Raw genomic sequence first — 22,811 nt, 5'->3', positions numbered from 1 at the left:
TCCTCTTGCAATAATTTTCAAAAGTGGTATCATAAAAACATAGAAATTGCTGTGGTATACGAATCCACATATAAGTGTTGACCGACTAATTTTTGTATTATCGGGAGACAGAGGTCTATTAACAGTGTGCAGGCTGGCTCACCCAGAAGCAACTGAAGTTAGTAGCGAGTCGCCCACCTGCTTTTTTACGTCGCGGGTTCAATACAAACCGTGGATCATCGGTACCAATACAGCATCCAGCCTCCTTAGCTCAGTTGGTAGAGCAGTGGACTCTTAATCCATGGGTCACAGGTTCGAGCCCTGTAGGGGGCAGTTTAATATCGAAAAGAGACTTGATTGTAGGTCTCTTTTTTTTATTTTTCTAAGAAAGAACTCACTTTAAACAGAACTTTACGTGCTTGTTTGTCCAAACGAGAGTTGTTCCAAATGATAATTCCTTCTAAGATATATGCTTTGTGTTATGATATTAGTCAGGAAACAGAATTGAAAAAGGAGACCTGTATTGAAAATTGCAATCATTGGCTATAGCGGCTCTGGAAAGTCTACTTTGGCAAATTTTTTAGGTCAACACTACAATTGTGAGGTTCTTCATTTAGATAAAATTCATTTCACATCAAATTGGCAAGAGCGAACAGTTGATGAAATGACTGACGATATATCAACATTTATGCTACAACGTGATTGGATTATTGAAGGGAATTACTCGGCCTGTCTTTATGAAGAACGGATGAGGGAAGCTGACTGTATTGTCTATTTCAACTTTAACAGAGTTAATTGTCTCTATCGGGCATTTAGGCGCTATTTAACATATAGGGGAAAGACACGTCCTAGCATGGCAGAAGACTGTAATGAAAAATTTGATTTTGCATTTGTGAAATGGATTTTATTAGACGGACGTTCCAAAAAATATGTCGAGCAATATCATACAGTTGTTAAAAATTATTCTGACAAGACAATTATTTTAAAGAATCAAAGGCAGTTAAATCATTATATGAAGCAGGTTAATAGCTACTAGAATTATTTAGTCATAAAATAGCTGGTAGTTCTATATAAGATGTAAGGATAAAAAAGAGATAGTAAATAACGAGTTGCAATCTTAGCTATAACTGTCAGAATATTTTGTAAGAAGCGCTTTCAACGTTGAACAAATAGCCTTTTTTCTGCTATAATAAACTGTAACGCGAAACTTGTGGGTGAAATTCCCACCGTGAAGTTTTTCAAGAAAGGTGGGGACAGCCTCGTAAAGGTGGAGCTGTCCGTTATCAAAATAATATGACATCAGTAGTTGTTGTGGGTACCCAGTGGGGTGATGAAGGTAAAGGGAAAATTACAGATTTCCTAAGTCAAGATGCCGAAGTGATCGCACGTTATCAAGGTGGAGACAATGCAGGTCACACGATTGTTATCGATGGTAAGAAATTTAAATTGCACTTGATTCCATCAGGTATTTTCTTCCCAGAGAAAATCTCTGTTATCGGGAACGGTGTAGTGGTCAATCCTAAATCACTTGTCAAAGAGTTGGAATATCTTCATGCGGAAGGTGTGTCAACAGAGAGCCTTCGTATTTCTGACCGTGCGCACGTTATCTTGCCGTACCATATTAAACTTGATCAACTGCAAGAAGCTGCTAAAGGTGATAATAAGATTGGTACAACTAACAAGGGTATTGGGCCTGCCTATATGGATAAGGCTGCGCGTGTAGGTATCCGTATTGCAGACCTTTTGGACAAAGAAATCTTTGCTGATCGTTTGAAAACAAACTTAGCTGAGAAAAACCGTCTTTTCAGTAAGATGTATGAGGCTGAAGAATTATCATTCGATGAGATTTTTGAAGAATACTATGCTTACGGACAACAAATTAAGCAGTACGTTACAGATACATCTGTTATCTTGAACGACGCTCTTGATGCAGGTAAACGTGTCCTCTTTGAAGGAGCTCAAGGGGTTATGCTTGATATTGACCAAGGTACTTACCCATTTGTAACGTCATCAAACCCAGTTGCGGGTGGTGTTACAATCGGTTCAGGTGTTGGTCCATCTAAAATCAATAAGGTCGTAGGTGTATGTAAGGCCTATACGAGTCGTGTTGGTGATGGTCCTTTCCCAACTGAGTTATTTGATGAAGTAGGTGAACGTATCCGTGAAGTTGGTCATGAATATGGAACAACAACTGGACGTCCACGTCGTGTGGGATGGTTTGACTCAGTGGTGATGCGCCATAGCCGTCGTGTATCAGGTATCACAAACCTCAGCTTGAACTGTATCGATGTTCTCTCAGGTCTTGACACTGTAAAAATTTGTGTAGCTTACGACCTTGACGGTGAGCGTATTGATTACTACCCAGCTAGTCTTGAGCAATTGAAACGCTGTAAACCAATCTATGAAGAATTGCCAGGTTGGGAAGAAGACATCACAGGTTGCCGTAGTTTAGATGAGCTTCCTGAAAATGCTCGTAATTATGTTCGTCGTGTAGGTGAATTGGTAGGTGTACGTATCTCTACTTTCTCTGTAGGACCAGGACGTGAACAAACAAACATTCTTGAAAGTGTTTGGTCAAATATCTAAAGCCAATAAAAGGAGAATCTAGGAAACTAGGTTCTCTTTTCTCACGCCTTAAACTTATAGATTAATATGAATGTTGCAACTGTTAAAAAGGTTACTAATTTTTCGATATGATTAGGAAAGAAACCTTTCTATTTGATTAGTTTTTCGGTATAATATGGATTGATTAAATGAAAATTAATGAGAACCTACTTTCATGATTTAAAAGTGTGTTCGTAATTTTGACAAAGAAAATAAGTGAGCATATCTCTTAATAGTTTTTGGGCAAGAGGTGAATAATGAAGAAGATTGTATTTGTTTGTCTGGGGAATATTTGTCGTAGCCCAATGGCAGAATTTGTGATGAAAGAGCTGGACAAAGGAGAGTCTTTGCATATCGAAAGTCGCGCGACATCTTCATGGGAGCATGGAAATCCAGTTCATCAAGGTACCCAAAAGATTTTAAGGAAATATGCTATTTCTTTTGACTCTTCCAAAGGCTCACAGCAGATTAGTCGGGCTGATTTTGAGTTCTTTGATCTAGTTGTGGGAATGGATGAGTCAAATGTTGAGAATCTTCTACAGATATCTGCAGGGCGTTATGACGATAAAATCAAGCTTTTCAGACCTGGTGGAGTGCCGGACCCATGGTACACAGGTGACTTTGAAGAAACATATAAATTGGTAACTGCAGGTTGTCGAGACTGGTTACAGTGGATTAAGGATAGACAATGAATTTTAAACAACTAAAGGATTTTGATTTTAAAAATATTGATATTGACCGAAATCAATTTGAACGTATCACAGTAGGGGTTATTATTTTATGCGCCCTGTCCTTGTTTTTGGTGACTATAAAAACGCAACATTCTATCAAGATTGATGGGACTAAGATTACCTATAAAGGTCAGATGCAGAACCACCGTTTGAATGGTCAAGGAACTCTGACCTATGACAATGGTGATACCTACACGGGAGAATTTAAGAATGGTTCCTTTAATGGTCAAGGAACCTTCAAATCTCATGAGGGTTGGATTTATCAAGGTGAGTTCAAGTCTGGCCAAGCCGATGGCCAAGGAAAATTGACTACTGAAAATAAGGTTACCTACAAAGGAAAATTTAAACAGGGGATTTTTAAAGGATGAGAATTAACTGGTTTTCTTATATTCGTGTGACAGGACTATTTTTGGTTCTGATCTATCATTTCTTCCCAAGTATTCTTCCTGGGGGCTTCATCGGTGTTGATGTCTTCTTTACCTTCTCAGGGTATTTGATTACAGCGCTTTTGATCGATGAGGTATCTCGGACGCATCGCATTGATTACCTTGGTTTTATGCGACGACGCTTCTACCGGATCGTACCACCACTTGTGTTGATGGTGCTTATCTGTACCCCTTTGGCACTCTTGGTTCGAAATGATTTTATTGCAGGTATTGGACGTCAAATTACCTCTGTTATCGGTTTTGTAACTAACTATTATGAGATTCTGACTGGAGGAAATTACGAGAACCAGTTTAACCAGCATATTTACCTCCATACATGGAGTCTGGCTATTGAGATTCACTATTATATTCTTTGGGGTGCCTTGCTTTGGTTCCTAGCTAAGCGTGTCAAACATCAAAATCAATTTAGAGGCCTAGTCTTTATGGTATCTCTTGCTTGCTTTATGGTGAGCTTCTTATCAATGTTTATTAGTGCTTTCTTTGTTGATAGTTTTTCTCGCTTATATTTCTCATCAATTACGCATGCCTATCCATTCTTCCTAGGCTCGCTCTTTGCGACACTTTCAGGTGTGTATGAAACGACCGCTAGGTTCAAGAAAAATATACGTCTTTGGACTCTGAAAAAGACAGTCCTTTATATGGCAGGGAGTTTTGCCTTGCTCGTATTGTTAGGCTTAGTCCTTCATTTTGAGGAACGCATCACCTACCTATTTGGTTTTGTTTTGGCAAGTTTGTTCACGGCTGTTATGATTTACTCTGCCCGTGTCCTCCATGAGAAATTGCCTGGAAAATCAGAGCCTGCTCTTATTAGTTATCTGGCAGAGATCAGTTATAGTGTCTATCTTTTTCACTGGCCACTATATATTATCTTTAGTCAATTGACCAATAATATTATTGCAGTCATTCTGACAACGATTCTGTCAATTGTTTTTGCGACACTTTCCTACTATATAATAGAGCCATTTATTGCAGGAAGAAAGGCCAGTCTCTTTGGAATAGACCTAGACTTGACGCCGTACCGACATATTGTGCTTTATGTATTTAGTGGTCTCACCTTAATCACAGTGCTTATTTCTCTCTTTGCGCCGGCTGTAGGGAACTTTGAGAAAGATTTAGAAGCTAATGGGTTGTCGCAAGCTCAAACTAAGATGAAATTAACGCGTACCAATGCGGAGAACAGTCAGGCTACTTCATTTGGTGTGAATAAGGGAGTGACAATTTTAGGGGACTCCGTAGCTCTTAGATCAAAAGATCAGCTGGAATCAAGTATTGATAATGTCGCTATAGATGCAGTAGTCAGTCGTAACCTATCAACAATCAACGATTTGCTTAAAGATTACGCGGATAGTAATGCTCTTGCTAAGGATGTTGTCATTGCTGGTGGTGTTAATGAGATTGACGACTATAAAGGCGTTATTAATAAAATCATCAAGAATTTACCTAAGGGTCACCATATTATCTTTGTAACACCATATAATGGAAGTAAATCTGGTAACGAGGCTCAATCTTTGCTTCAGTTACGTAAGTATGAGTTAGAGATGGCTGAGAAATATGACTTTGTGACGGTTGCTGACTGGTATCAAGTGGCTAAAGAAAATATTTCTATCTGGAATGGTACAGATGGGGTTCACTTTGGATCTGATAGCGACTCTATTAACCGTGGTGCTAAACTCTATACTAAGACAATTAAAGAAGCTATAGAGAAAGCTGATAAAGCACCAGTTAAAGGTGGTAAGAAATAATTAAAAGAGAAGGCAAGTCTTGTCTTCTTTTTTATGGACAAATTTTGACTGCATTTTTTGTTTTGTGCTAAAATAAGCCTATGGCAAGAATATTAGATAATGATTTACTAGGAGATGAAGAGTATGTTGAGCGTACCCTTCGTCCACAGTACTTTAAGGAATACATTGGTCAAGATAAGGTTAAAGACCAATTAAAGATTTTTATAGAGGCAGCTAAACTTCGTGATGAAGCCCTAGATCATACTCTTTTGTTTGGTCCTCCAGGTTTGGGGAAAACAACTATGGCTTTTGTGATAGCTAATGAGATGGGCGTCAATTTAAAGCAGACGTCTGGGCCAGCAATTGAAAAGGCTGGTGATTTAGTTGCTATACTCAATGACTTGGAGCCAGGTGATATCCTATTTATTGATGAGATTCACCGAATGCCTATGGCAGTTGAAGAAGTTCTTTATAGTGCTATGGAAGATTACTACATCGATATCATGATTGGTGCAGGCGAAACAAGTCGTAGTGTCCATCTAGAGTTACCACCGTTCACATTAGTAGGTGCAACTACTCGAGCAGGTATGTTGTCAAATCCATTGAGGGCTCGCTTTGGGATTAATGGTCATATGGAATATTATGAGCTACCAGATTTGAAGGAAATTATTGAACGTACTTCAGAAATCTTTGACATGACTATAACACCTGAAGCTGCTCTAGAGCTAGCACGTCGTAGCCGTGGGACGCCTCGTATTGCTAACCGCCTACTTAAGCGCGTGAGAGACTATGCACAAATCATGGGTGATGGTATCATTGATGATAAGATTGCAGATAAGGCGTTGACTATGTTGGATGTGGACCATGAAGGACTAGATTATGTCGATCAAAAAATTCTTCGAACTATGATTGAAATGTATGGTGGGGGACCGGTTGGTCTAGGTACCTTGTCGGTGAATATTGCAGAAGAGCGAGAAACGGTAGAAGATATGTATGAACCCTACCTAATTCAAAAAGGATTCATTATGCGTACACGTACAGGACGCGTTGCAACGGTTAAAGCCTATGAACACATGGGGTACGACTACACTCAAGAAAGTTGATAAAAAATCCATCTAAGGTGGATTTTTTGTTTAGTCAAAAAAGAAAAAGAAAAAGAAAAAAACTTTAAAAATCCCTTGCAATGAGTAGGTTCTTTTGTTATTATATTATGGTGCTGTAAATACAGCGCTTAGCTATGATACAAGAGGTTGCGACACGCCTGGTTGCACTGCCACGCAATCCGTGTTGGTTTTCTTGAGGAGCTAGCCTATTATCTTAAATAGACGAAAGAGGAGAAAAAATGGCAAACAAAAAAATTCGTATCCGTTTGAAAGCTTACGAACACCGTACGCTTGATACAGCGGCTGAAAAAATCGTAGAAACTGCAACTCGCACAGGTGCGACAGTTGCTGGGCCAGTTCCACTTCCAACTGAACGTAGTCTCTACACAATTATTCGTGCGACTCACAAATATAAAGATTCTCGCGAACAATTTGAAATGCGTACACACAAACGTCTTATCGACATCATCAACCCAACTCAAAAAACAGTTGACGCTTTGATGAAACTTGATCTTCCAAGTGGTGTGAACGTAGAAATCAAACTTTAATTAAAAGCTTGATTCATTGAGCATAAAAAACGCTCGTTAAAAACTTTTTTGAGCATAAAAAACGCTCATAAAAAACTTTTTGAAAAAACAATAAAGTAAAGGAAATATTTTCTCATGACAAAAGGAATCTTAGGGAAAAAAGTGGGAATGACTCAAATCTTCACTGAAGCAGGTGAATTTATCCCTGTTACTGTCATCGAAGCTACTCCAAACGTTGTGCTTCAAGTTAAAACTGTTGAAACAGACGGTTACGAAGCAGTTCAAGTTGGTTTTGACGACAAACGCGAAGTATTGAGCAACAAACCTGCCAAAGGCCACGTAGCGAAAGCTAACACAGCTCCTAAGCGCTTCATTCGTGAATTCAAAAACATTGAAGGCTTGGAAGTTGGATCAGAAATCACTGTTGACACATTCGAAGCTGGAGATGTTGTTGACGTAACTGGTACTTCAAAAGGTAAAGGTTTCCAAGGTGTTATCAAACGCCACGGTCAATCACGCGGACCTATGGCTCACGGTTCTCGTTATCACCGTCGTCCAGGTTCAATGGGACCTGTTGCGCCTAACCGTGTTTTCAAAAACAAACACTTGGCAGGACGTATGGGTGGCAACCGTGTGACAATTCAAAATCTTGAAGTTGTACAAGTTATCCCAGAGAAAAACGTTATCCTTATCAAAGGTAACGTACCAGGTGCTAAGAAATCTCTTATCACTATCAAATCAGCAGTTAAAGCTGCTAAATAATAAGAAAGGAGAAATCAGTTAAAAATGGCAAACGTAAAACTATTTGACCAAACTGGTAAAGAAGTTAGCACAGTTGAACTTAACGACGCTATCTTCGGTATCGAACCAAACGAATCAGTAGTATTTGATGTCGTAATCAGCCAACGTGCTAGCCTTCGCCAAGGTACTCACGCGGTTAAAAACCGTTCAGCAGTATCAGGTGGTGGACGTAAACCATGGCGTCAAAAAGGAACTGGACGTGCTCGTCAAGGTTCTATCCGCTCACCACAATGGCGTGGTGGTGGTGTTGTCTTCGGACCAACTCCACGTTCTTACGGATACAAACTTCCACAAAAAGTTCGTCGCCTTGCATTGAAATCTGTTTACTCAGCTAAAGTTGCAGAAGATAAATTTGTAGCAGTTGAAGCTCTTTCATTTGCAGCTCCAAAAACTGCTGAATTCGCAAACGTTCTTTCAGCTCTTAGCATCGATTCTAAAGTACTTGTTATCGTTGAAGAAGGAAACAAATTCGCTGAACTTTCAGCACGTAACCTTGCAAACGTAACTGTTGCAACTCCTGCAACTGCAAGCGTACTTGACATCGTAAACGCAGATAAACTTCTTGTTACTAAAGAAGCTATCTCATCAATCGAGGAGGTTCTTGCATAATGAATTTGTATGACGTAATCAAAAAACCTGTTATCACTGAGAAATCTATGATTGCTCTTGAAGCAGGAAAATACACTTTCGAAGTTGATACACGTGCACACAAACTCTTGATCAAACAAGCAGTTGAAGCTGCATTTGAAGGTGTTAAAGTTGCTAGCGTGAACACTGTAACTGTTAAACCAAAACAAAAACGTGTTGGACGTTACACTGGTTTCACTTCAAAAACTAAAAAAGCTATCATCACTCTTACAGCTGATTCTAAAGCAATCGAGTTGTTTGCAGCTGAAGCTGAATAATCAAAGGAGAAATTAACGTGGGTATTAAAGTTTATAAACCAACGACAAATGGCCGTCGTAACATGACTTCTTTGGATTTCGCAGAAATCACTACAAGCACTCCTGAAAAATCATTGCTTGTTTCTCTTAAGAACAAAGCTGGTCGTAACAACAACGGTCGTATCACTGTACGTCACCAAGGTGGCGGGCACAAACGTCACTACCGTTTGATTGACTTCAAACGTAACAAAGATGGCGTTGAAGCAGTTGTTAAAACAATTGAGTATGATCCAAACCGTACTGCAAACATCGCTCTCGTACACTACACTGACGGGGTTAAAGCTTACATCATCGCACCTAAAGGTCTTGAAGTAGGTCAACGTATCGTTTCAGGTCCAGATGCGGATATCAAGATTGGTAACGCTCTTCCACTTGCAAACATCCCAGTTGGTACAGTTATCCACAACATTGAGCTTCAACCAGGTAAAGGTGCTGAACTTATCCGTGCCGCTGGTGCTTCTGCTCAAGTTTTGGGTCAAGAAGGTAAATACGTACTTGTTCGTCTTCAATCAGGCGAAGTTCGTATGGTTCTTGGTACATGTCGTGCAACTATCGGTACTGTAGGTAACGAACAACAATCACTTATCAACCTTGGTAAAGCCGGCCGTAATCGCTGGAAAGGTATTCGCCCAACAGTTCGTGGTTCTGTAATGAACCCTAACGATCACCCACACGGTGGTGGTGAAGGTAAAGCACCAGTTGGACGTAAAGCGCCATCTACTCCATGGGGTAAACCTGCGCTTGGTCTTAAAACTCGTAACAAGAAAGCTAAATCTGACAAACTTATCGTTCGTCGTCGTAACGAAAAATAATTTAGTCGCTTAGCACATAACATCCGCCAACTCGGTAGCACTTCTTAGTGCAAGCCGCTGTGGTACATTCAATTTAAAGGAGAAAACTACAAAATGGGACGTAGTCTTAAAAAAGGACCTTTCGTCGATGAGCATTTGATGAAAAAAGTTGAAGCTCAAGCAAATGACGAAAAGAAGAAAGTAATTAAAACTTGGTCACGTCGTTCAACGATTTTCCCAAGTTTCATCGGATACACTATCGCAGTTTATGATGGACGTAAACACGTTCCTGTTTACATCCAAGAAGACATGGTAGGTCACAAACTTGGTGAATTTGCACCAACTCGTACTTACAAAGGTCACGCAGCTGACGATAAGAAAACACGTCGTTAATAGGAGGAGGACACAATGGCAGAAATTACTTCAGCTAAAGCAATGGCTCGTACAGTGCGTGTTTCACCTCGTAAAACACGTCTTGTTCTTGATCTTATCCGTGGTAAGAACGTTGCTGATGCAATCGCAATCTTGAAATTCACTCCAAACAAAGCAGCTCGCATTGTTGAGAAAACTCTTAACTCTGCTATCGCTAACGCAGAAAACAACTTTGGTTTGGAAAAAGCTAACTTGGTAGTATCTGAAACATTCGCAAACGAAGGACCAACAATGAAACGTTTCCGTCCACGTGCGAAAGGTTCAGCTTCACCAATCAACAAACGCACAACTCACGTAACAGTAGTTGTGTCAGAAAAATAAGGAGGTAAACTCGTGGGTCAAAAAGTACATCCAATTGGTATGCGTGTCGGGATCATCCGTGACTGGGATGCGAAATGGTATGCTGAAAAAGAATACGCAGATTACCTTCACGAAGATTTGGCAATCCGCAAATTCATTCAAAAAGAACTTGCAGACGCTTCAGTTTCAACTATTGAAATCGAACGTGCTGTAAACAAAGTTATTGTTTCACTTCACACTGCTAAACCAGGTATGGTTATCGGTAAAGGTGGATCAAATGTTGACGCTCTTCGCGCTCAACTTAACAAATTGACTGGAAAACAAGTACACATCAACATCGTTGAAATCAAGAAACCTGATTTGGACGCTCACCTTGTTGGTGAAACAATTGCTCGCCAACTTGAGCAACGTGTTGCTTTCCGTCGTGCACAAAAACAAGCTATCCAACGTGCAATGCGTGCTGGAGCTAAAGGAATCAAAACTCAAGTATCAGGTCGTTTGAACGGTGCAGATATCGCCCGTGCAGAAGGATACTCTGAAGGTACAGTTCCACTTCACACACTTCGCGCTGATATCGATTACGCTTGGGAAGAAGCTGACACAACTTACGGTAAACTTGGTGTTAAAGTTTGGATCTACCGTGGAGAAGTTCTTCCAGCTCGTAAAAACACTAAAGGAGGCAAATAACAAATGTTAGTACCTAAACGTGTTAAACACCGTCGTGAATTCCGTGGAAAAATGCGCGGTGAGGCTAAAGGTGGTAAAGAAGTATCATTCGGTGAATACGGTCTTCAAGCTACAACTAGCCACTGGATCACAAACCGTCAAATCGAGGCTGCTCGTATTGCCATGACTCGTTACATGAAACGTGGTGGTAAGGTTTGGATCAAGATCTTCCCACACAAATCATACACTGCTAAAGCTATCGGTGTACGTATGGGTTCTGGTAAAGGGGCACCTGAAGGTTGGGTAGCACCAGTTAAACGTGGTAAAGTAATGTTCGAAATCGCAGGTGTTTCTGAAGAAGTTGCACGTGAAGCGCTTCGTCTTGCTAGCCACAAATTGCCAGTTAAATGTAAATTCGTGAAACGTGAAGCAGAATAAGGAGAAGACATGAAACTTGAAGAAATCAAAAAGTTTGTTGCTGAGCTTCGTGGCTTGTCTCAAGAAGAGCTTGCTAAAAAAGAAAACGAACTTAAGAAAGAACTTTTCGACCTTCGTTTCCAAGCTGCAGCAGGTCAACTTGATCAAACTGCCCGTTTGAACGAAGTGAAAAAACAAATTGCACGTGTTAAAACTGTGCAATCTGAAATCAAATAATAGATTGGGAAAGGAGCAATTCTAATAATGGAACGTAATCAACGTAAAACCCTTGTTGGACGCGTAGTATCTGACAAGATGGATAAAACAATCACAGTTGTAGTTGAAACTAAACGTAACCACCCAGTCTATGGTAAACGTATCAACTATTCTAAAAAATACAAAGCACATGATGAAAACAACGTTGCTAAAGAAGGCGATATCGTTCGTATCATGGAAACTCGCCCACTTTCAGCTACAAAACGCTTCCGTCTTGTAGAAGTTGTGGAAAAAGCTGTTATTATCTAATAAAACTAAAAGGAGACAATTGAAATGATTCAACAAGAAAGTCGCTTAAAAGTTGCTGATAATAGCGGTGCTCGTGAAATCTTGACTATCAAAGTTCTTGGTGGTTCAGGACGTAAATTCGCTAACATCGGCGACGTTATCGTTGCAACTGTTAAACAAGCTACACCAGGTGGAGCTGTTAAAAAAGGTGATGTTGTTAAAGCTGTTATCGTTCGTACAAAAACTGGTGCTCGCCGTCCAGACGGTTCATACATCAAGTTTGATGACAACGCTGCAGTAATCATCCGCGATGACAAAACTCCTCGTGGAACTCGTATCTTTGGCCCTGTTGCACGTGAATTGCGTGAAGGTGGATACATGCGTATCGTATCTTTGGCGCCAGAAGTACTTTAATCTGAATTAACACAAACTTAGTCCCCTGATATAGTCAGGGTGCCCATTAGGGCGTAAGAAATAATAGGAGAAATACTCAAATGTTTGTAAAAAAAGGCGATAAAGTTCGCGTTATTGCTGGTAAAGACAAAGGAACTGAAGCAGTAGTTCTTAAAGCTCTTCCAAAAGTAAACAAAGTTGTTGTTGAAGGTGTTGCAATCATCAAAAAACACCAAAAACCATCAGCTGAAAACCCTCAAGGTGCTATCGTGGAAAAAGAAGCACCAATCCACGCTTCAAACGTTCAAGTTCTTGACAAGAACGGTGTAGCTGGACGTGTAGGTTACAAAGTTGTTGACGGCAAAAAAGTTCGTTACAACAAAAAATCAGGCGAAGTGCTTGACTAATCACGAAGGAAAGGAGAAAGTATTAAATGGCTAACCGTCTTAAAGAAAAATACACTAACGAAGTAATTCCAGCTTTGACTGAAAAATTTAACTATTCTTCAGTTATGGCTGTGCCAAAAGTTGATAAAATCGTTATCAACATGGGTGTTGGTGAAGCTGTAAACAACGCTAAAACTCTTGAAAAAGCTGCTGCTGAGTTGGCACTTATTTCAGGTCAAAAACCATTGATTACTAAAGCTAAGAAATCAATCGCTGGCTTCCGTCTTCGTGAAGGTGTAGCGATCGGTGCTAAAGTTACCCTTCGTGGTGAACGCATGTACGAATTCTTGGATAAATTGGTATCAGTATCACTTCCACGTGTTCGTGACTTCCATGGTGTTCCAACTAAATCATTTGATGGACGTGGTAACTACACACTTGGTGTTAAAGAACAACTTATCTTCCCAGAAATCAACTTCGACGATGTTGATAAAGTACGTGGTATGGATATCGTTATCGTAACTACTGCTAACACTGACGAAGAAGGTCGTGAATTGCTTAAAGGCCTTGGAATGCCTTTTGCAAAATAATCTAGGAGGTAAATAAATTGGCTAAAAAATCAATGATTGCTAAGAACAAACGCCCTGCGAAGTTCTCTACGCAAGCTTACACTCGTTGCGAACGTTGTGGACGTCCACACTCAGTTTATCGCAAATTTAAACTTTGCCGTGTTTGCTTCCGTGAATTGGCTTACAAAGGTCAAATTCCAGGTGTTACCAAAGCTTCTTGGTAAAAACATGATATATTCAAGTTAGTTTTACCTAATTTGAATGTATTAAACACAATCTGAGCCTAGCTCAATCATTAACTAGCAAGTGAATTATTCAAACTACTAGTAAGAGGAGAAAATATAAAATGGTTATGACTGACCCAATTGCAGATTTCTTGACACGTATTCGTAACGCTAACCAAGCTAAACACGAAGTACTTGAAGTACCTGCATCAAACATTAAAAAAGGTATTGCTGAAATCCTTAAACGTGAAGGTTTTGTAAAAAACGTTGAAGTTATCGAAGATGACAAACAAGGTATCATCCGCGTATTCTTGAAATACGGACAAAACGGTGAACGTGTTATCACTAACTTGAAACGTATCTCAAAACCAGGTCTTCGTGTTTACTCTAAACGTGAAGATGTTCCTAAAGTTCTTAACGGACTTGGAATTGCGATTATCTCTACTTCAGAAGGTCTTTTGACTGACAAAGAAGCTCGTCAAAAGAACGTTGGTGGAGAAGTTATCGCTTACGTTTGGTAAGAAGCTGATACTAAGCACTTATCTCAAATGATTTGTGCGAGTTTCGTTGATTATATTCGATGAGACTCATCCCCGTGAAAACTAGTCACTTTGTGGCTTGATAATCTAACAGGAGAATTAAATACTATGTCACGTATTGGTAATAAAGTTATTACTTTGCCTGCTGGTGTTGAAGTAACAAACAACGATAACGTTGTTACTGTTAAAGGACCTAAAGGCGAACTCACTCGTGAGTTTAACAAAAACATTGAAATCAAAGTTGAAGGCAACGAAGTTACACTTCACCGTCCAAACGACTCAAAAGAAAACAAAACAATCCACGGTACTTCACGTGCAAACTTGAACAACATGGTTGTTGGTGTTTCTGAAGGTTTCAAAAAAGAACTTGAAATGCGCGGTGTCGGATACCGTGCGCAACTCCAAGGAACAAAACTTGTTCTTTCAGTTGGTAAATCTCACCAAGACGAAGTTGAAGCTCCAGAAGGTATTACTTTTGAAGTACCATCTGCAACTTCAATCGTTGTAAGTGGTATTAATAAAGAAGTTGTTGGTCAAACAGCTGCTTACATCCGTAGCCTTCGTTCACCAGAACCTTACAAAGGTAAAGGTATCCGTTACGTTGGTGAATACGTACGTCGTAAAGAAGGTAAAACTGGTAAATAATAGGATTTTATCCTTTTGGCAATTCTTTTTGGATTGTCTCTTTACCAAAAGCTCTCATGAGCAAGCATTATAATTAAGAGGTGAAAATTGTGATTTCGAAACCAGATAAAAACAAACTCCGCCAAAAACGCCACCGTCGCGTTCGCGGAAAACTCTCTGGAACTGCTGATCGCCCACGTTTGAACATTTTCCGTTCTAATACAGGCATCTACGCTCAAGTTATTGATGACGTAGCGGGTGTAACGCTCGCAAGTGCATCAACTCTTGATAAAGAAGTTTCTAAAGGAACTAAAACAGAACAAGCCGTTGTTGTCGGTAAACTTGTTGCTGAACGCGCAGTAGCTAAAGGTATTTCTGAAGTGGTGTTTGACCGCGGTGGATATCTCTATCACGGACGTGTTAAAGCTTTGGCTGACTCAGCTCGTGAAAACGGATTGAAATTCTAATAGGGAGGACACTTAATAATGGCATTTAAAGATAATGCAGTAGAACTTGAAGAACGCGTAGTTGCTATCAACCGTGTTACTAAAGTTGTAAAAGGTGGACGCAACATGCGTTTTGCTGCTCTTGTTGTTGTTGGTGACCGTAATGGTCGCGTAGGATTTGGTACTGGTAAATCTCAAGAGGTTCCAGAAGCTATCCGTAAAGCAGTTGAAGCAGCTAAGAAAAACCTTATCGAAGTTCCTATGGTTGGTACAACTATTCCTCACGAAGTTCGTTCAGAATTTGGTGGAGCGAAAGTATTGTTGAAACCAGCTGTTGAAGGGGCTGGGGTTGCCGCTGGTGGTGCAGTTCGTGCCGTCATCGAATTGGCTGGTGTTGCTGATGTAACATCTAAATCACTCGGTTCAAACACTCCAATCAACATCGTTCGTGCGACTGTTGAAGGATTGAAACAACTTAAACGTGCTGAAGAAGTTGCGGCTCTTCGTGGCATCTCAGTATCTGACTTGGCATAAGAAAGGAGATAACAATGGCTCAAATTAAAATTACTTTGACTAAGTCTCCAATCGGACGCAAACCAGAACAACGTAAAACAGTTGTTGCTCTTGGACTTGGTAAATTGAATAGCTCAGTTGTTAAAGAAGACAACGCTGCTATCCGTGGTATGGTCAACGCAGTATCTCACTTGGTAACTGTAGAAGACGTTAAATAAAAATTGATTTAAGTCGTGAGGGTTCCCTTGCGACTTAAACTGAATTTCATGTATAGGCGAGTTTCTAATTAAGCTACCTTACTTGGTTAGAGGCGCTAGCATTTTACAAAAAGAGGAGAAAATAATAATGAAACTTCATGAATTGAAACCTGCTGAAGGTTCTCGTAAAGTCCGTAACCGTGTAGGTCGTGGTACTTCATCTGGTAACGGTAAAACTTCAGGCCGTGGTCAAAAAGGTCAAAAAGCTCGTAGCGGTGGTGGCGTACGTCCAGGATTTGAAGGTGGACAAACTCCATTGTTCCGTCGTCTTCCAAAACGTGGATTCACTAACATCAACGCTAAAGAATACGCACTTGTAAACCTTGATCAATTGAACGTCTTTGAAGATGGTACAGAAGTAACTCCAGCAGTTCTTAAAGAAGCTGGAATCGTCCGTGCTGAAAAATCAGGCGTTAAAGTTCTTGGTAACGGCGAATTGACTAAGAAATTGACTGTTAAAGCAGCTAAATTCTCAAAATCTGCTGAAGCAGCTATCACTGCTAAAGGTGGTTCAATCGAAGTCATCTAATGAGGGGTAACTCATTATGTTCTTTAAACTATTAAAAGACGCATTGAAAGTCAAAAACGTTCGTAATAAGATTTTATTTACAATCTTCATTATTTTCGTTTTTCGTGTAGGGACTCATGTAACAGTTCCTGGTATCAATGCGGAAAGTTTGAAACAATTAAGTGATTTACCTTTCTTGAACATGCTTAACTTGGTGTCTGGTAATGCTATGAATAACTTCTCAATCTTTTCGATGGGGGTTAGTCCTTATATTACGGCATCAATCATTGTCCAACTTTTGCAGATGGATATCTATCCAAAATTTGTGGAGTGGGGCAAACAAGGTGAAGTTGGTCGTCGTAAATTAAATCAGGCGACTCGTTATATTACTCTTGTTTTAGCATTTGGTCAATCGATTGGTATCACAGGTACTTTCAATACACTCTCATCAATTTCTTTGGTTAAGACACCTAATGTTTCAACCTATTTATTGATTGGGACAATTTTAACTGCTGGTAGCATAATTGTGACATGGCTTGGTGAACAAATCACAGATAAAGGTTTTGGTAATGGTGTGTCAATGATTATCTTTTCAGGGATCATTGCTTCTATTCCAAAAATGTTCTCAACAATTTACGAGGATTTCTTTGTCAACGTTCGTTCAGGAGAATTGACTCGTTCATATATCATAGTTGCTTTGCTAATTGTGGTAGGTTTGGCGATTGTCTTCTTTACGACATTTGTTCAACAGGCAGAATATCAAATTCCAATTCAATATACTAAATTGGTTCAAGGGGCTCCAACGAGTTCTTACCTTCCATTGAAAGTTAATCCAGCTGGTGTTATTCCCGTTATCTTTGCTAGCTCGATTACAACAATTCCTAGTACTATTCTTCCATTCTTCTCGAAGGTTACATGGTTATCACACTTACAAGGACTACTCTCGTATAATACACCTAGTGGAATGATCACTTACGCGATATTGATTATCTTGTTCTCATTCTTCTACACATTTGTCCAAGTAAATCCTGAAAAAACTGCTGAAAATCTTCAAAAGAATGGGTCTTACATTCCTAGTGTTCGTCCAGGTCGTGAGACTGAAAAGTACATGTCTTCATTGCTTAAGAGATTGGCAACAATCGGGGCTGTATTTCTCGCGTTTATTTCATTGGCTCCAATTGCGGCTCAACAGTTTATGCACCTTACAAGCTCAATCGCGCTTGGTGGTACATCTCTCTTGATTTTGATTTCAACTGGTATTGAAGGTATGAAACAACTCGAAGGTTACCTATTGAAACGTCAGTACGTTGGATTTATGAATCTTGAAGACTAAGTCTTCTCATGAACAATTGAGAGGGAAAGAAAGGTTACTTTCTGTCCCTTCTCTTTTGTTTTTTGATAACTCTACCAATGTTTTTAAACTTTGATAGAGTTATTTGAAAACAAAAATAAGGAGTTCGTAAGATGAATCTTTTAATTATGGGTCTACCAGGTGCTGGTAAAGGGACTCAAGCTGCAAAAATTGTAGAAGAATTTGGTGTAGCTCACATCTCAACTGGTGATATGTTCCGTGCTGCTATGGCTAACCAAACAGAAATGGGAACTTTGGCAAAATCATTCATCGATAAAGGTGAATTGGTACCAGATGAAGTGACAAACGGAATCGTTAAAGAGCGTTTGGCTGAATCTGATATTGCTGAAAAAGGTTTCTTGCTAGATGGTTATCCACGTACTATTGAGCAAGCTCATGCATTGGATGAAACATTGAAAGCACTTGGTATTAAACTTGACGGTGTAATCAATATTGAAGTTAATCCAGAGAGTTTGGTTGAACGTCTTTCAGGTCGTTTCATTTGTCGCTCATGTGGTGCAACATATCATAAAGTATTCAACCCAACTAAAGTTGAAGGAACATGTGATGTTTGTGGCGAACATGAATTCTTCCAACGTGAAGATGACAAACCTGAAACTGTTAAACGTCGTCTTGACGTAAACATTGCTCAAGGTGAGCCAATTATTGCACATTATCGTGAGCTTGGTCTTGTATCAGATATTCAAGGTAACCAAGATATCGATGATGTATTCGCTGATGTTAAAAAAGCGATTGCAGCAATTAAATAATTATATAATCTTACTTGCGTATCAGACTTAAGCATGTTATAATATTTTAGTCTGACTTATAATTGTTACCTCTGTGCTCAGAGGAAATCAAATCGAAATTTTAGGGGGTACTTTTGCGTGGCAAAAGAAGACGTGATTGAAATTGAAGGTAAAGTTGTAGAAACTATGCCTAATGCTATGTTTACTGTTGAATTGGAAAATGGACACCAAATTTTGGCGACAGTTTCTGGTAAAATCCGTAAAAACTACATTCGTATTTTGGTCGGTGACCGTGTGACTGTTGAAATGAGTCCTTATGATTTGACACGTGGACGCATCACATACCGCTTTAAATAATCGAAATAATTGGAGGGATTAAAACATGAAGGTAAGACCATCGGTTAAACCAATTTGCGAATACTGTAAAGTTATTCGTCGTAACGGTCGTGTTATGGTAATTTGTCCAACAAATCCAAAACACAAACAACGTCAAGGATAATATAGAAAGGAGAAATCATGGCTCGTATTGCTGGAGTTGACATTCCAAACGATAAACGTGTAGTAATTTCACTTACTTACGTATACGGTATCGGACTTGCAACATCTAAGAAAATCTTGGCTGCTGCAGGCGTTTCTGAAGACATCCGCGTTAAAGATTTGACAAACGATCAAGAAGACGCTATCCGTCGCGAAGTGGATGCAATCAAAGTTGAAGGTGACCTTCGTCGTGAAGTTAACCTTAACATCAAACGTTTGATGGAAATCGGTTCATACCGTGGTATCCGTCACCGTCGTGGACTTCCTGTCCGTGGACAAAACACTAAAAACAATGCCCGCACTCGTAAAGGTAAAGCTGTTGCGATTGCAGGTAAGAAAAAATAATTAAAATAAAATAGGAGGTAAAAACATTGGCTAAACCAACACGTAAACGTCGTGTGAAAAAGAATATCGAATCTGGTATTGCTCACATTCACGCTACTTTCAATAACACTATTGTTATGATTACAGATGTGCATGGTAACGCTGTAGCATGGTCATCAGCTGGTGCTCTTGGTTTCAAAGGTTCTCGTAAATCTACACCATTTGCTGCACAAATGGCTTCAGAAGCTGCTGCTAAATCTGCACAAGAACATGGTCTTAAAACAGTTGAAGTAACTGTTAAAGGTCCTGGTTCAGGTCGTGAGTCTGCTATCCGTGCTCTTGCTGCTGCAGGTCTTGAAGTAACAGCAATCCGTGATGTAACACCTGTACCACATAATGGTTGTCGTCCTCCAAAACGTCGTCGTGTGTAATCTTTAATAACAATAGTACACAAGGTTCGTTTCGAGGGAGTATAATAAATGATTGAGTTTGAAAAACCAATAATAACAAAAATTGATGAAAATAAAGATTACGGCAAATTTGTCATCGAACCACTAGAACGTGGTTATGGTACAACTTTGGGTAACTCTCTTCGTCGTGTACTTTTGTCATCACTTCCAGGTGCTGCCGTAACATCAATTAAGATTGATGGAGTACTCCACGAATTTGATACCGTACCAGGCGTCCGTGAAGACGTGATGCAAATCATCCTTAATATTAAAGGACTTGCTGTAAAATCTTACGTCGAAGACGAAAAAACAATTGAACTTGATGTCCAAGGTCCAGCTGAAGTTACTGCTGGAGATATCTTGACTGATAGCGACATTGAAATTGTTAACCCTGATCATTATCTTTTCACTATCGCTGAAGGAGCTTCTTTGAAAGCGACTATGACAGTAGCTACAAACCGTGGTTATGTTCCAGCAGATGAAAACAAGAAAGATGATGCACCAGTGGGAACATTGGCTGTAGATTCAATCTACACACCAGTGAAAAAAGTCAATTATCAAGTTGAACCTGCCCGTGTAGGTAGCAACGATGGTTTTGATAAATTGACAATCGAAATCATGACAAACGGAACAATCATCCCTGAAGATGCCCTCGGTCTCTCGGCTCGCGTTTTGATTGAACACTTGAACTTGTTTACTGACCTTACTGATGTTGCTAAAGTTACTGATGTAATGAAAGAAACTGAAAAAGTGAACGATGAAAAGGTGCTTGACCGTACCATCGAAGAACTTGATTTGTCTGTACGCTCATATAACTGTTTGAAACGTGCCGGTATTAATACCGTTCATGATTTGACAGAAAAAACTGAGCCTGAAATGATGAAAGTCCGTAACCTAGGTCGTAAATCTCTTGAAGAAGTCAAAGTTAAGTTGGCTGATCTTGGACTTGGACTCAAAAACGATAAATAATAATATAGGAGGATAACATGGCTTACCGTAAACTTGGACGCACAAGCTCACAGCGTAAAGCGGTTCTTCGTGATTTGACTACAGATCTTATCATTAACGAAGCAATCGTTACAACTGAAGCACGTGCTAAAGAAATCCGTAAAACAGTTGAAAAAATGATCACTCTTGGTAAACGTGGTGATTTGCACGCACGTCGTCAAGCAGCTGCATTTGTACGTAACGAAATTGCATCTGAAAGCTATGATGAAGCAACTGATAAATATACATCAACAACTGCTCTTCAAAAACTTTTCTCAGAAATCGCACCTCGTTATGCTGAACGTAACGGTGGATACACTCGTATCCTTAAAACAGAACCACGTCGTGGCGATGCTGCCCCAATGGCAATCATCGAACTTGTTTAATTTTTATCAATTTTGTTGAGTGTTATGATGATGGAATAGCTTAGCTTTTCTTAGTCTAGCTCTGGTCTACCGCTGGGCATACGCCTAGCGGGAACACTCATCATAAAAATGGGAATAAATAAGCATGTAACGCTTGTTTACGAAAGGTAATACTGTTATTTTTCGTAAGCAGGCGTTTTTTTGGGCTATAAATCGTCTGAATATTTTGATATAATGGAATAAGCTTATTTCAAAAAGGGGGGACATTATTTTGACAACAGCCAAGGAACTGCTTAAGCAAAGGTATTATGAGCCAATTAAGGAGCAACCCGAATTATTTGTGGGGATTGAGTTGGAATATCCAGTTGTTAATTTGAGTGGTAATGCTACAGATGTCTCTCTTACAAAACAGTTACTAGTCTATCTCTTGGATAATTTTGATTTTCAAGCTGATAAGTATGATTCTGATAACAATCCTATTCAGCTTATTGATAAAGCTTCTGGAGATATGATTCTTTTTGAAGTCTCCTACAATACGATTGAGTTTGCTTTTGCAAAGGCTGAAAGAATCTCTGAGGTTGAGGAACGTTTGGATACTTACTTCGGTATAATCCAACCTTATCTTCAGAATCATAATCATGAGTTGCAAGGTTGGGGAGTGAATCCAAACTGGGCAAAAAATGACAACAGACCTGTTAAATCTCCTCGTTATGAGATGCTTATGGATTTTCTCGAGCTATCTAAAGCAAAGAACGATTCTTTCTTTCATGATTATCCAGAATATGGTTCTTTCATCTGTGGGAGTCAGGTACAGTTAGATGTTTCAAAAACGTCCTATTTAAGGGTTTTAAATGCTTTTAATCAAATAGAGGGACCCAAGGAAGTATTATTGGCAAACTCTGAATTTTGGGGTTCTGATTGGGATTTAGCGATTTCCCGTGATGTTTTCTGGGAGAATTCCATGCATGGTGTGTTTGAGGAAAATGCTGGTGTATTTCCTAAGGTGTTTAAGAGCGAAGATGACTATTTTTCTTACTTGTCTGAGACAGCCATTTTTACTGCTAAGCGTGGTGACGAAACCTACTATTTTGAACCAATACGTGCTAAAGACTACCTAAGTACGCCATCTGTCAAAGCACACTCTATTCATGGTGAAGTAGTCACTATTGAGCCAAGTGAGGAAGATTTTAAGACTCACCGTTCTTATCAATTCCAAGATTTAACGACGCGAGGAACTATTGAGTTTCGCAGTGTTTGTACCCAACCTTTCTCATCAACTTTTGCGCCGGCAGCCTTTCACCTTGGTCTTTTAGTCAATTTGGAAAATCTGGAAAATATTTTGAATGACTCACCCTTTTTTGAAGCATTTGACTATGATTTTCTTAGAATTCGTCGTTTATTTTCGAAAAAGGATATTTCTGCTACAGATCTCAAAATGATTTTACCTTTGACAGAATCGTTATTGGCTTGTGCTGAGGATGGCTTGAAATCGCGTGGTTTTGGAGAAGAAGTCTACTTAGCTCCCCTTAGAGAGAAATTAGATAAACTGAATAAGAGTTTAGCTTAACTTTTGATAAAAGATATAATAGATAACTTTGCCCTATTGTAAAATGAAGTGCAACAC

At 39.5% G+C, this 22,811-nt stretch carries 36 protein-coding genes, 1 tRNA gene and 1 other RNA gene; all 38 read left to right on the top strand.

Translation table 11 applies throughout. The annotated features are described in order from the left end of the window. The first annotated feature begins 43 nt into the window (after positions 1-43). Positions 44-239, top strand: a non-coding RNA gene (gene ssrS, locus HMPREF2571_RS03825) — 6S RNA. After that, a tRNA-Lys gene (locus HMPREF2571_RS03820) sits at positions 240-312 on the top strand. 190 nt (positions 313-502) lie between these two features. Beyond that, the gene (locus HMPREF2571_RS03815; protein WP_013991290.1) at positions 503-1,015 is read left to right on the top strand and encodes a DNA topology modulation protein; all 513 of its coding nucleotides are present in this window, start codon (positions 503-505) and stop codon (positions 1,013-1,015) included. A gap of 257 nt (positions 1,016-1,272) precedes the next feature. Further along, complete coding sequence (locus tag HMPREF2571_RS03810; protein WP_002887072.1) at positions 1,273-2,565, top strand: adenylosuccinate synthase; 1,293 nt, start codon at positions 1,273-1,275, stop codon at positions 2,563-2,565. A gap of 275 nt (positions 2,566-2,840) precedes the next feature. After that, the gene (locus HMPREF2571_RS03805; protein WP_013991289.1) at positions 2,841-3,275 is read left to right on the top strand and encodes a low molecular weight protein-tyrosine-phosphatase; all 435 of its coding nucleotides are present in this window, start codon (positions 2,841-2,843) and stop codon (positions 3,273-3,275) included. Then, positions 3,272-3,682, top strand: coding sequence for an MORN repeat-containing protein (locus HMPREF2571_RS03800; RefSeq protein WP_002885750.1), 411 nt, complete (start codon positions 3,272-3,274; stop codon positions 3,680-3,682). Before HMPREF2571_RS03805 ends, HMPREF2571_RS03800 begins: the two co-directional genes overlap by 4 nt. Further along, a complete protein-coding gene (locus HMPREF2571_RS03795; RefSeq protein ID WP_070847216.1) occupies positions 3,679-5,502 on the top strand; it encodes an acyltransferase family protein in 1,824 nt (607 codons plus the stop codon). Before HMPREF2571_RS03800 ends, HMPREF2571_RS03795 begins: the two co-directional genes overlap by 4 nt. 80 nt (positions 5,503-5,582) lie before the next feature. Further along, positions 5,583-6,584, top strand: a complete 1,002-nt coding sequence (ruvB, locus tag HMPREF2571_RS03790) for a Holliday junction branch migration DNA helicase RuvB (protein WP_002887068.1) — start codon at positions 5,583-5,585, stop codon at positions 6,582-6,584. A gap of 239 nt (positions 6,585-6,823) precedes the next feature. Beyond that, a complete protein-coding gene (gene rpsJ / locus HMPREF2571_RS03785; protein WP_002885653.1) occupies positions 6,824-7,132 on the top strand; it encodes a 30S ribosomal protein S10 in 309 nt (102 codons plus the stop codon). A 114-nt stretch (positions 7,133-7,246) separates the two neighbouring features. After that, positions 7,247-7,873 (top strand): 50S ribosomal protein L3, encoded by a 627-nt coding sequence (gene rplC / locus HMPREF2571_RS03780; protein ID WP_002885755.1) that lies wholly within the window; start codon positions 7,247-7,249, stop codon positions 7,871-7,873. Between the two features lie 24 nt (positions 7,874-7,897). After that, positions 7,898-8,521 carry a 50S ribosomal protein L4 gene (gene rplD / locus HMPREF2571_RS03775; RefSeq protein WP_002885795.1) on the top strand — a complete coding sequence of 208 codons (624 nt, stop codon included), beginning with the start codon at positions 7,898-7,900 and terminating at the stop codon, positions 8,519-8,521. Further along, the gene (locus HMPREF2571_RS03770) at positions 8,521-8,817 is read left to right on the top strand and encodes a 50S ribosomal protein L23 (RefSeq protein WP_002887066.1); all 297 of its coding nucleotides are present in this window, start codon (positions 8,521-8,523) and stop codon (positions 8,815-8,817) included. The genes rplD and HMPREF2571_RS03770 overlap by 1 nt, the downstream gene beginning before the upstream one ends. Before the next feature lie 17 nt (positions 8,818-8,834). Further along, positions 8,835-9,668 (top strand): 50S ribosomal protein L2, encoded by an 834-nt coding sequence (rplB, locus tag HMPREF2571_RS03765; protein WP_002887065.1) that lies wholly within the window; start codon positions 8,835-8,837, stop codon positions 9,666-9,668. Between the two features lie 93 nt (positions 9,669-9,761). Then, entirely contained in the window at positions 9,762-10,040 is a 279-nt protein-coding gene (rpsS, locus tag HMPREF2571_RS03760) for a 30S ribosomal protein S19 (RefSeq protein WP_000533765.1), read from the top strand. Positions 10,041-10,055: 15 nt separating this feature from the next. After that, positions 10,056-10,400 (top strand): 50S ribosomal protein L22, encoded by a 345-nt coding sequence (gene rplV / locus HMPREF2571_RS03755; protein WP_002887063.1) that lies wholly within the window; start codon positions 10,056-10,058, stop codon positions 10,398-10,400. A gap of 12 nt (positions 10,401-10,412) precedes the next feature. Further along, the gene (rpsC, locus tag HMPREF2571_RS03750) at positions 10,413-11,066 is read left to right on the top strand and encodes a 30S ribosomal protein S3 (RefSeq protein ID WP_002885727.1); all 654 of its coding nucleotides are present in this window, start codon (positions 10,413-10,415) and stop codon (positions 11,064-11,066) included. Positions 11,067-11,069: 3 nt separating this feature from the next. Next, positions 11,070-11,483: a 50S ribosomal protein L16 gene (gene rplP / locus HMPREF2571_RS03745; RefSeq protein ID WP_000960950.1), complete on the top strand. Its 414-nt coding sequence runs from the start codon at positions 11,070-11,072 to the stop codon at positions 11,481-11,483. Between the two features lie 9 nt (positions 11,484-11,492). Beyond that, a complete protein-coding gene (gene rpmC, locus HMPREF2571_RS03740; RefSeq protein WP_002885754.1) occupies positions 11,493-11,699 on the top strand; it encodes a 50S ribosomal protein L29 in 207 nt (68 codons plus the stop codon). Positions 11,700-11,726: 27 nt separating this feature from the next. Continuing rightward, the gene (gene rpsQ / locus HMPREF2571_RS03735; RefSeq protein WP_002887061.1) at positions 11,727-11,987 is read left to right on the top strand and encodes a 30S ribosomal protein S17; all 261 of its coding nucleotides are present in this window, start codon (positions 11,727-11,729) and stop codon (positions 11,985-11,987) included. Positions 11,988-12,011: 24 nt separating this feature from the next. After that, positions 12,012-12,380 (top strand): 50S ribosomal protein L14, encoded by a 369-nt coding sequence (gene rplN / locus HMPREF2571_RS03730; RefSeq protein ID WP_002885711.1) that lies wholly within the window; start codon positions 12,012-12,014, stop codon positions 12,378-12,380. Positions 12,381-12,460: 80 nt separating this feature from the next. Further along, on the top strand, positions 12,461-12,766 hold the full coding sequence (rplX, locus tag HMPREF2571_RS03725) for a 50S ribosomal protein L24 (protein WP_002885874.1): 306 nt from the start codon (positions 12,461-12,463) through the stop codon (positions 12,764-12,766). 26 nt (positions 12,767-12,792) lie between these two features. Then, the gene (gene rplE / locus HMPREF2571_RS03720; protein ID WP_002887058.1) at positions 12,793-13,335 is read left to right on the top strand and encodes a 50S ribosomal protein L5; all 543 of its coding nucleotides are present in this window, start codon (positions 12,793-12,795) and stop codon (positions 13,333-13,335) included. 17 nt (positions 13,336-13,352) lie between these two features. Further along, the gene (locus HMPREF2571_RS03715) at positions 13,353-13,538 is read left to right on the top strand and encodes a type Z 30S ribosomal protein S14 (protein WP_001085699.1); all 186 of its coding nucleotides are present in this window, start codon (positions 13,353-13,355) and stop codon (positions 13,536-13,538) included. Between the two features lie 122 nt (positions 13,539-13,660). Beyond that, complete coding sequence (gene rpsH, locus HMPREF2571_RS03710) at positions 13,661-14,059, top strand: 30S ribosomal protein S8 (RefSeq protein ID WP_002885642.1); 399 nt, start codon at positions 13,661-13,663, stop codon at positions 14,057-14,059. A gap of 126 nt (positions 14,060-14,185) precedes the next feature. Continuing rightward, complete coding sequence (rplF, locus tag HMPREF2571_RS03705) at positions 14,186-14,722, top strand: 50S ribosomal protein L6 (RefSeq protein ID WP_002887056.1); 537 nt, start codon at positions 14,186-14,188, stop codon at positions 14,720-14,722. Positions 14,723-14,811: 89 nt separating this feature from the next. Continuing rightward, positions 14,812-15,168: a 50S ribosomal protein L18 gene (gene rplR, locus HMPREF2571_RS03700; RefSeq protein ID WP_002885810.1), complete on the top strand. Its 357-nt coding sequence runs from the start codon at positions 14,812-14,814 to the stop codon at positions 15,166-15,168. Positions 15,169-15,186: 18 nt separating this feature from the next. Then, positions 15,187-15,681, top strand: a complete 495-nt coding sequence (rpsE, locus tag HMPREF2571_RS03695) for a 30S ribosomal protein S5 (RefSeq protein WP_002885626.1) — start codon at positions 15,187-15,189, stop codon at positions 15,679-15,681. Positions 15,682-15,695: 14 nt separating this feature from the next. Then, a complete protein-coding gene (gene rpmD, locus HMPREF2571_RS03690) occupies positions 15,696-15,878 on the top strand; it encodes a 50S ribosomal protein L30 (protein ID WP_002885773.1) in 183 nt (60 codons plus the stop codon). Positions 15,879-16,005: 127 nt separating this feature from the next. Continuing rightward, positions 16,006-16,446, top strand: coding sequence for a 50S ribosomal protein L15 (rplO, locus tag HMPREF2571_RS03685; RefSeq protein WP_002885849.1), 441 nt, complete (start codon positions 16,006-16,008; stop codon positions 16,444-16,446). Positions 16,447-16,462: 16 nt separating this feature from the next. Further along, a complete protein-coding gene (secY, locus tag HMPREF2571_RS03680; protein ID WP_014635140.1) occupies positions 16,463-17,758 on the top strand; it encodes a preprotein translocase subunit SecY in 1,296 nt (431 codons plus the stop codon). Positions 17,759-17,889: 131 nt separating this feature from the next. After that, positions 17,890-18,546, top strand: a complete 657-nt coding sequence (locus tag HMPREF2571_RS03675; RefSeq protein WP_002885632.1) for an adenylate kinase — start codon at positions 17,890-17,892, stop codon at positions 18,544-18,546. A 117-nt stretch (positions 18,547-18,663) separates the two neighbouring features. Continuing rightward, positions 18,664-18,882, top strand: coding sequence for a translation initiation factor IF-1 (gene infA, locus HMPREF2571_RS03670; RefSeq protein ID WP_001040189.1), 219 nt, complete (start codon positions 18,664-18,666; stop codon positions 18,880-18,882). Between the two features lie 25 nt (positions 18,883-18,907). Then, positions 18,908-19,024: a 50S ribosomal protein L36 gene (gene rpmJ / locus HMPREF2571_RS10235; RefSeq protein ID WP_000868345.1), complete on the top strand. Its 117-nt coding sequence runs from the start codon at positions 18,908-18,910 to the stop codon at positions 19,022-19,024. 17 nt (positions 19,025-19,041) lie between these two features. Beyond that, entirely contained in the window at positions 19,042-19,407 is a 366-nt protein-coding gene (gene rpsM, locus HMPREF2571_RS03665) for a 30S ribosomal protein S13 (RefSeq protein WP_002885820.1), read from the top strand. 26 nt (positions 19,408-19,433) lie between these two features. Then, complete coding sequence (rpsK, locus tag HMPREF2571_RS03660; RefSeq protein ID WP_002885718.1) at positions 19,434-19,817, top strand: 30S ribosomal protein S11; 384 nt, start codon at positions 19,434-19,436, stop codon at positions 19,815-19,817. Positions 19,818-19,865: 48 nt separating this feature from the next. Beyond that, the gene (locus tag HMPREF2571_RS03655; RefSeq protein ID WP_070847214.1) at positions 19,866-20,804 is read left to right on the top strand and encodes a DNA-directed RNA polymerase subunit alpha; all 939 of its coding nucleotides are present in this window, start codon (positions 19,866-19,868) and stop codon (positions 20,802-20,804) included. Positions 20,805-20,821: 17 nt separating this feature from the next. Beyond that, positions 20,822-21,208, top strand: coding sequence for a 50S ribosomal protein L17 (rplQ, locus tag HMPREF2571_RS03650; RefSeq protein WP_002885709.1), 387 nt, complete (start codon positions 20,822-20,824; stop codon positions 21,206-21,208). 250 nt (positions 21,209-21,458) lie between these two features. Then, the gene (locus tag HMPREF2571_RS03645) at positions 21,459-22,754 is read left to right on the top strand and encodes a glutamate-cysteine ligase family protein (protein ID WP_013991286.1); all 1,296 of its coding nucleotides are present in this window, start codon (positions 21,459-21,461) and stop codon (positions 22,752-22,754) included. Positions 22,755-22,811: the final 57 nt, after the last annotated feature.

Origin of the sequence: Streptococcus sp. HMSC068F04, from assembly GCF_001837455.1 — a bacterium.
GTDB classification, from domain to species: Bacteria; Bacillota; Bacilli; order Lactobacillales; family Streptococcaceae; genus Streptococcus; species Streptococcus salivarius_D.
Note: the sequence above shows the minus strand (reverse complement) of the source record. Positions and strands in the feature narration are given on the sequence as shown.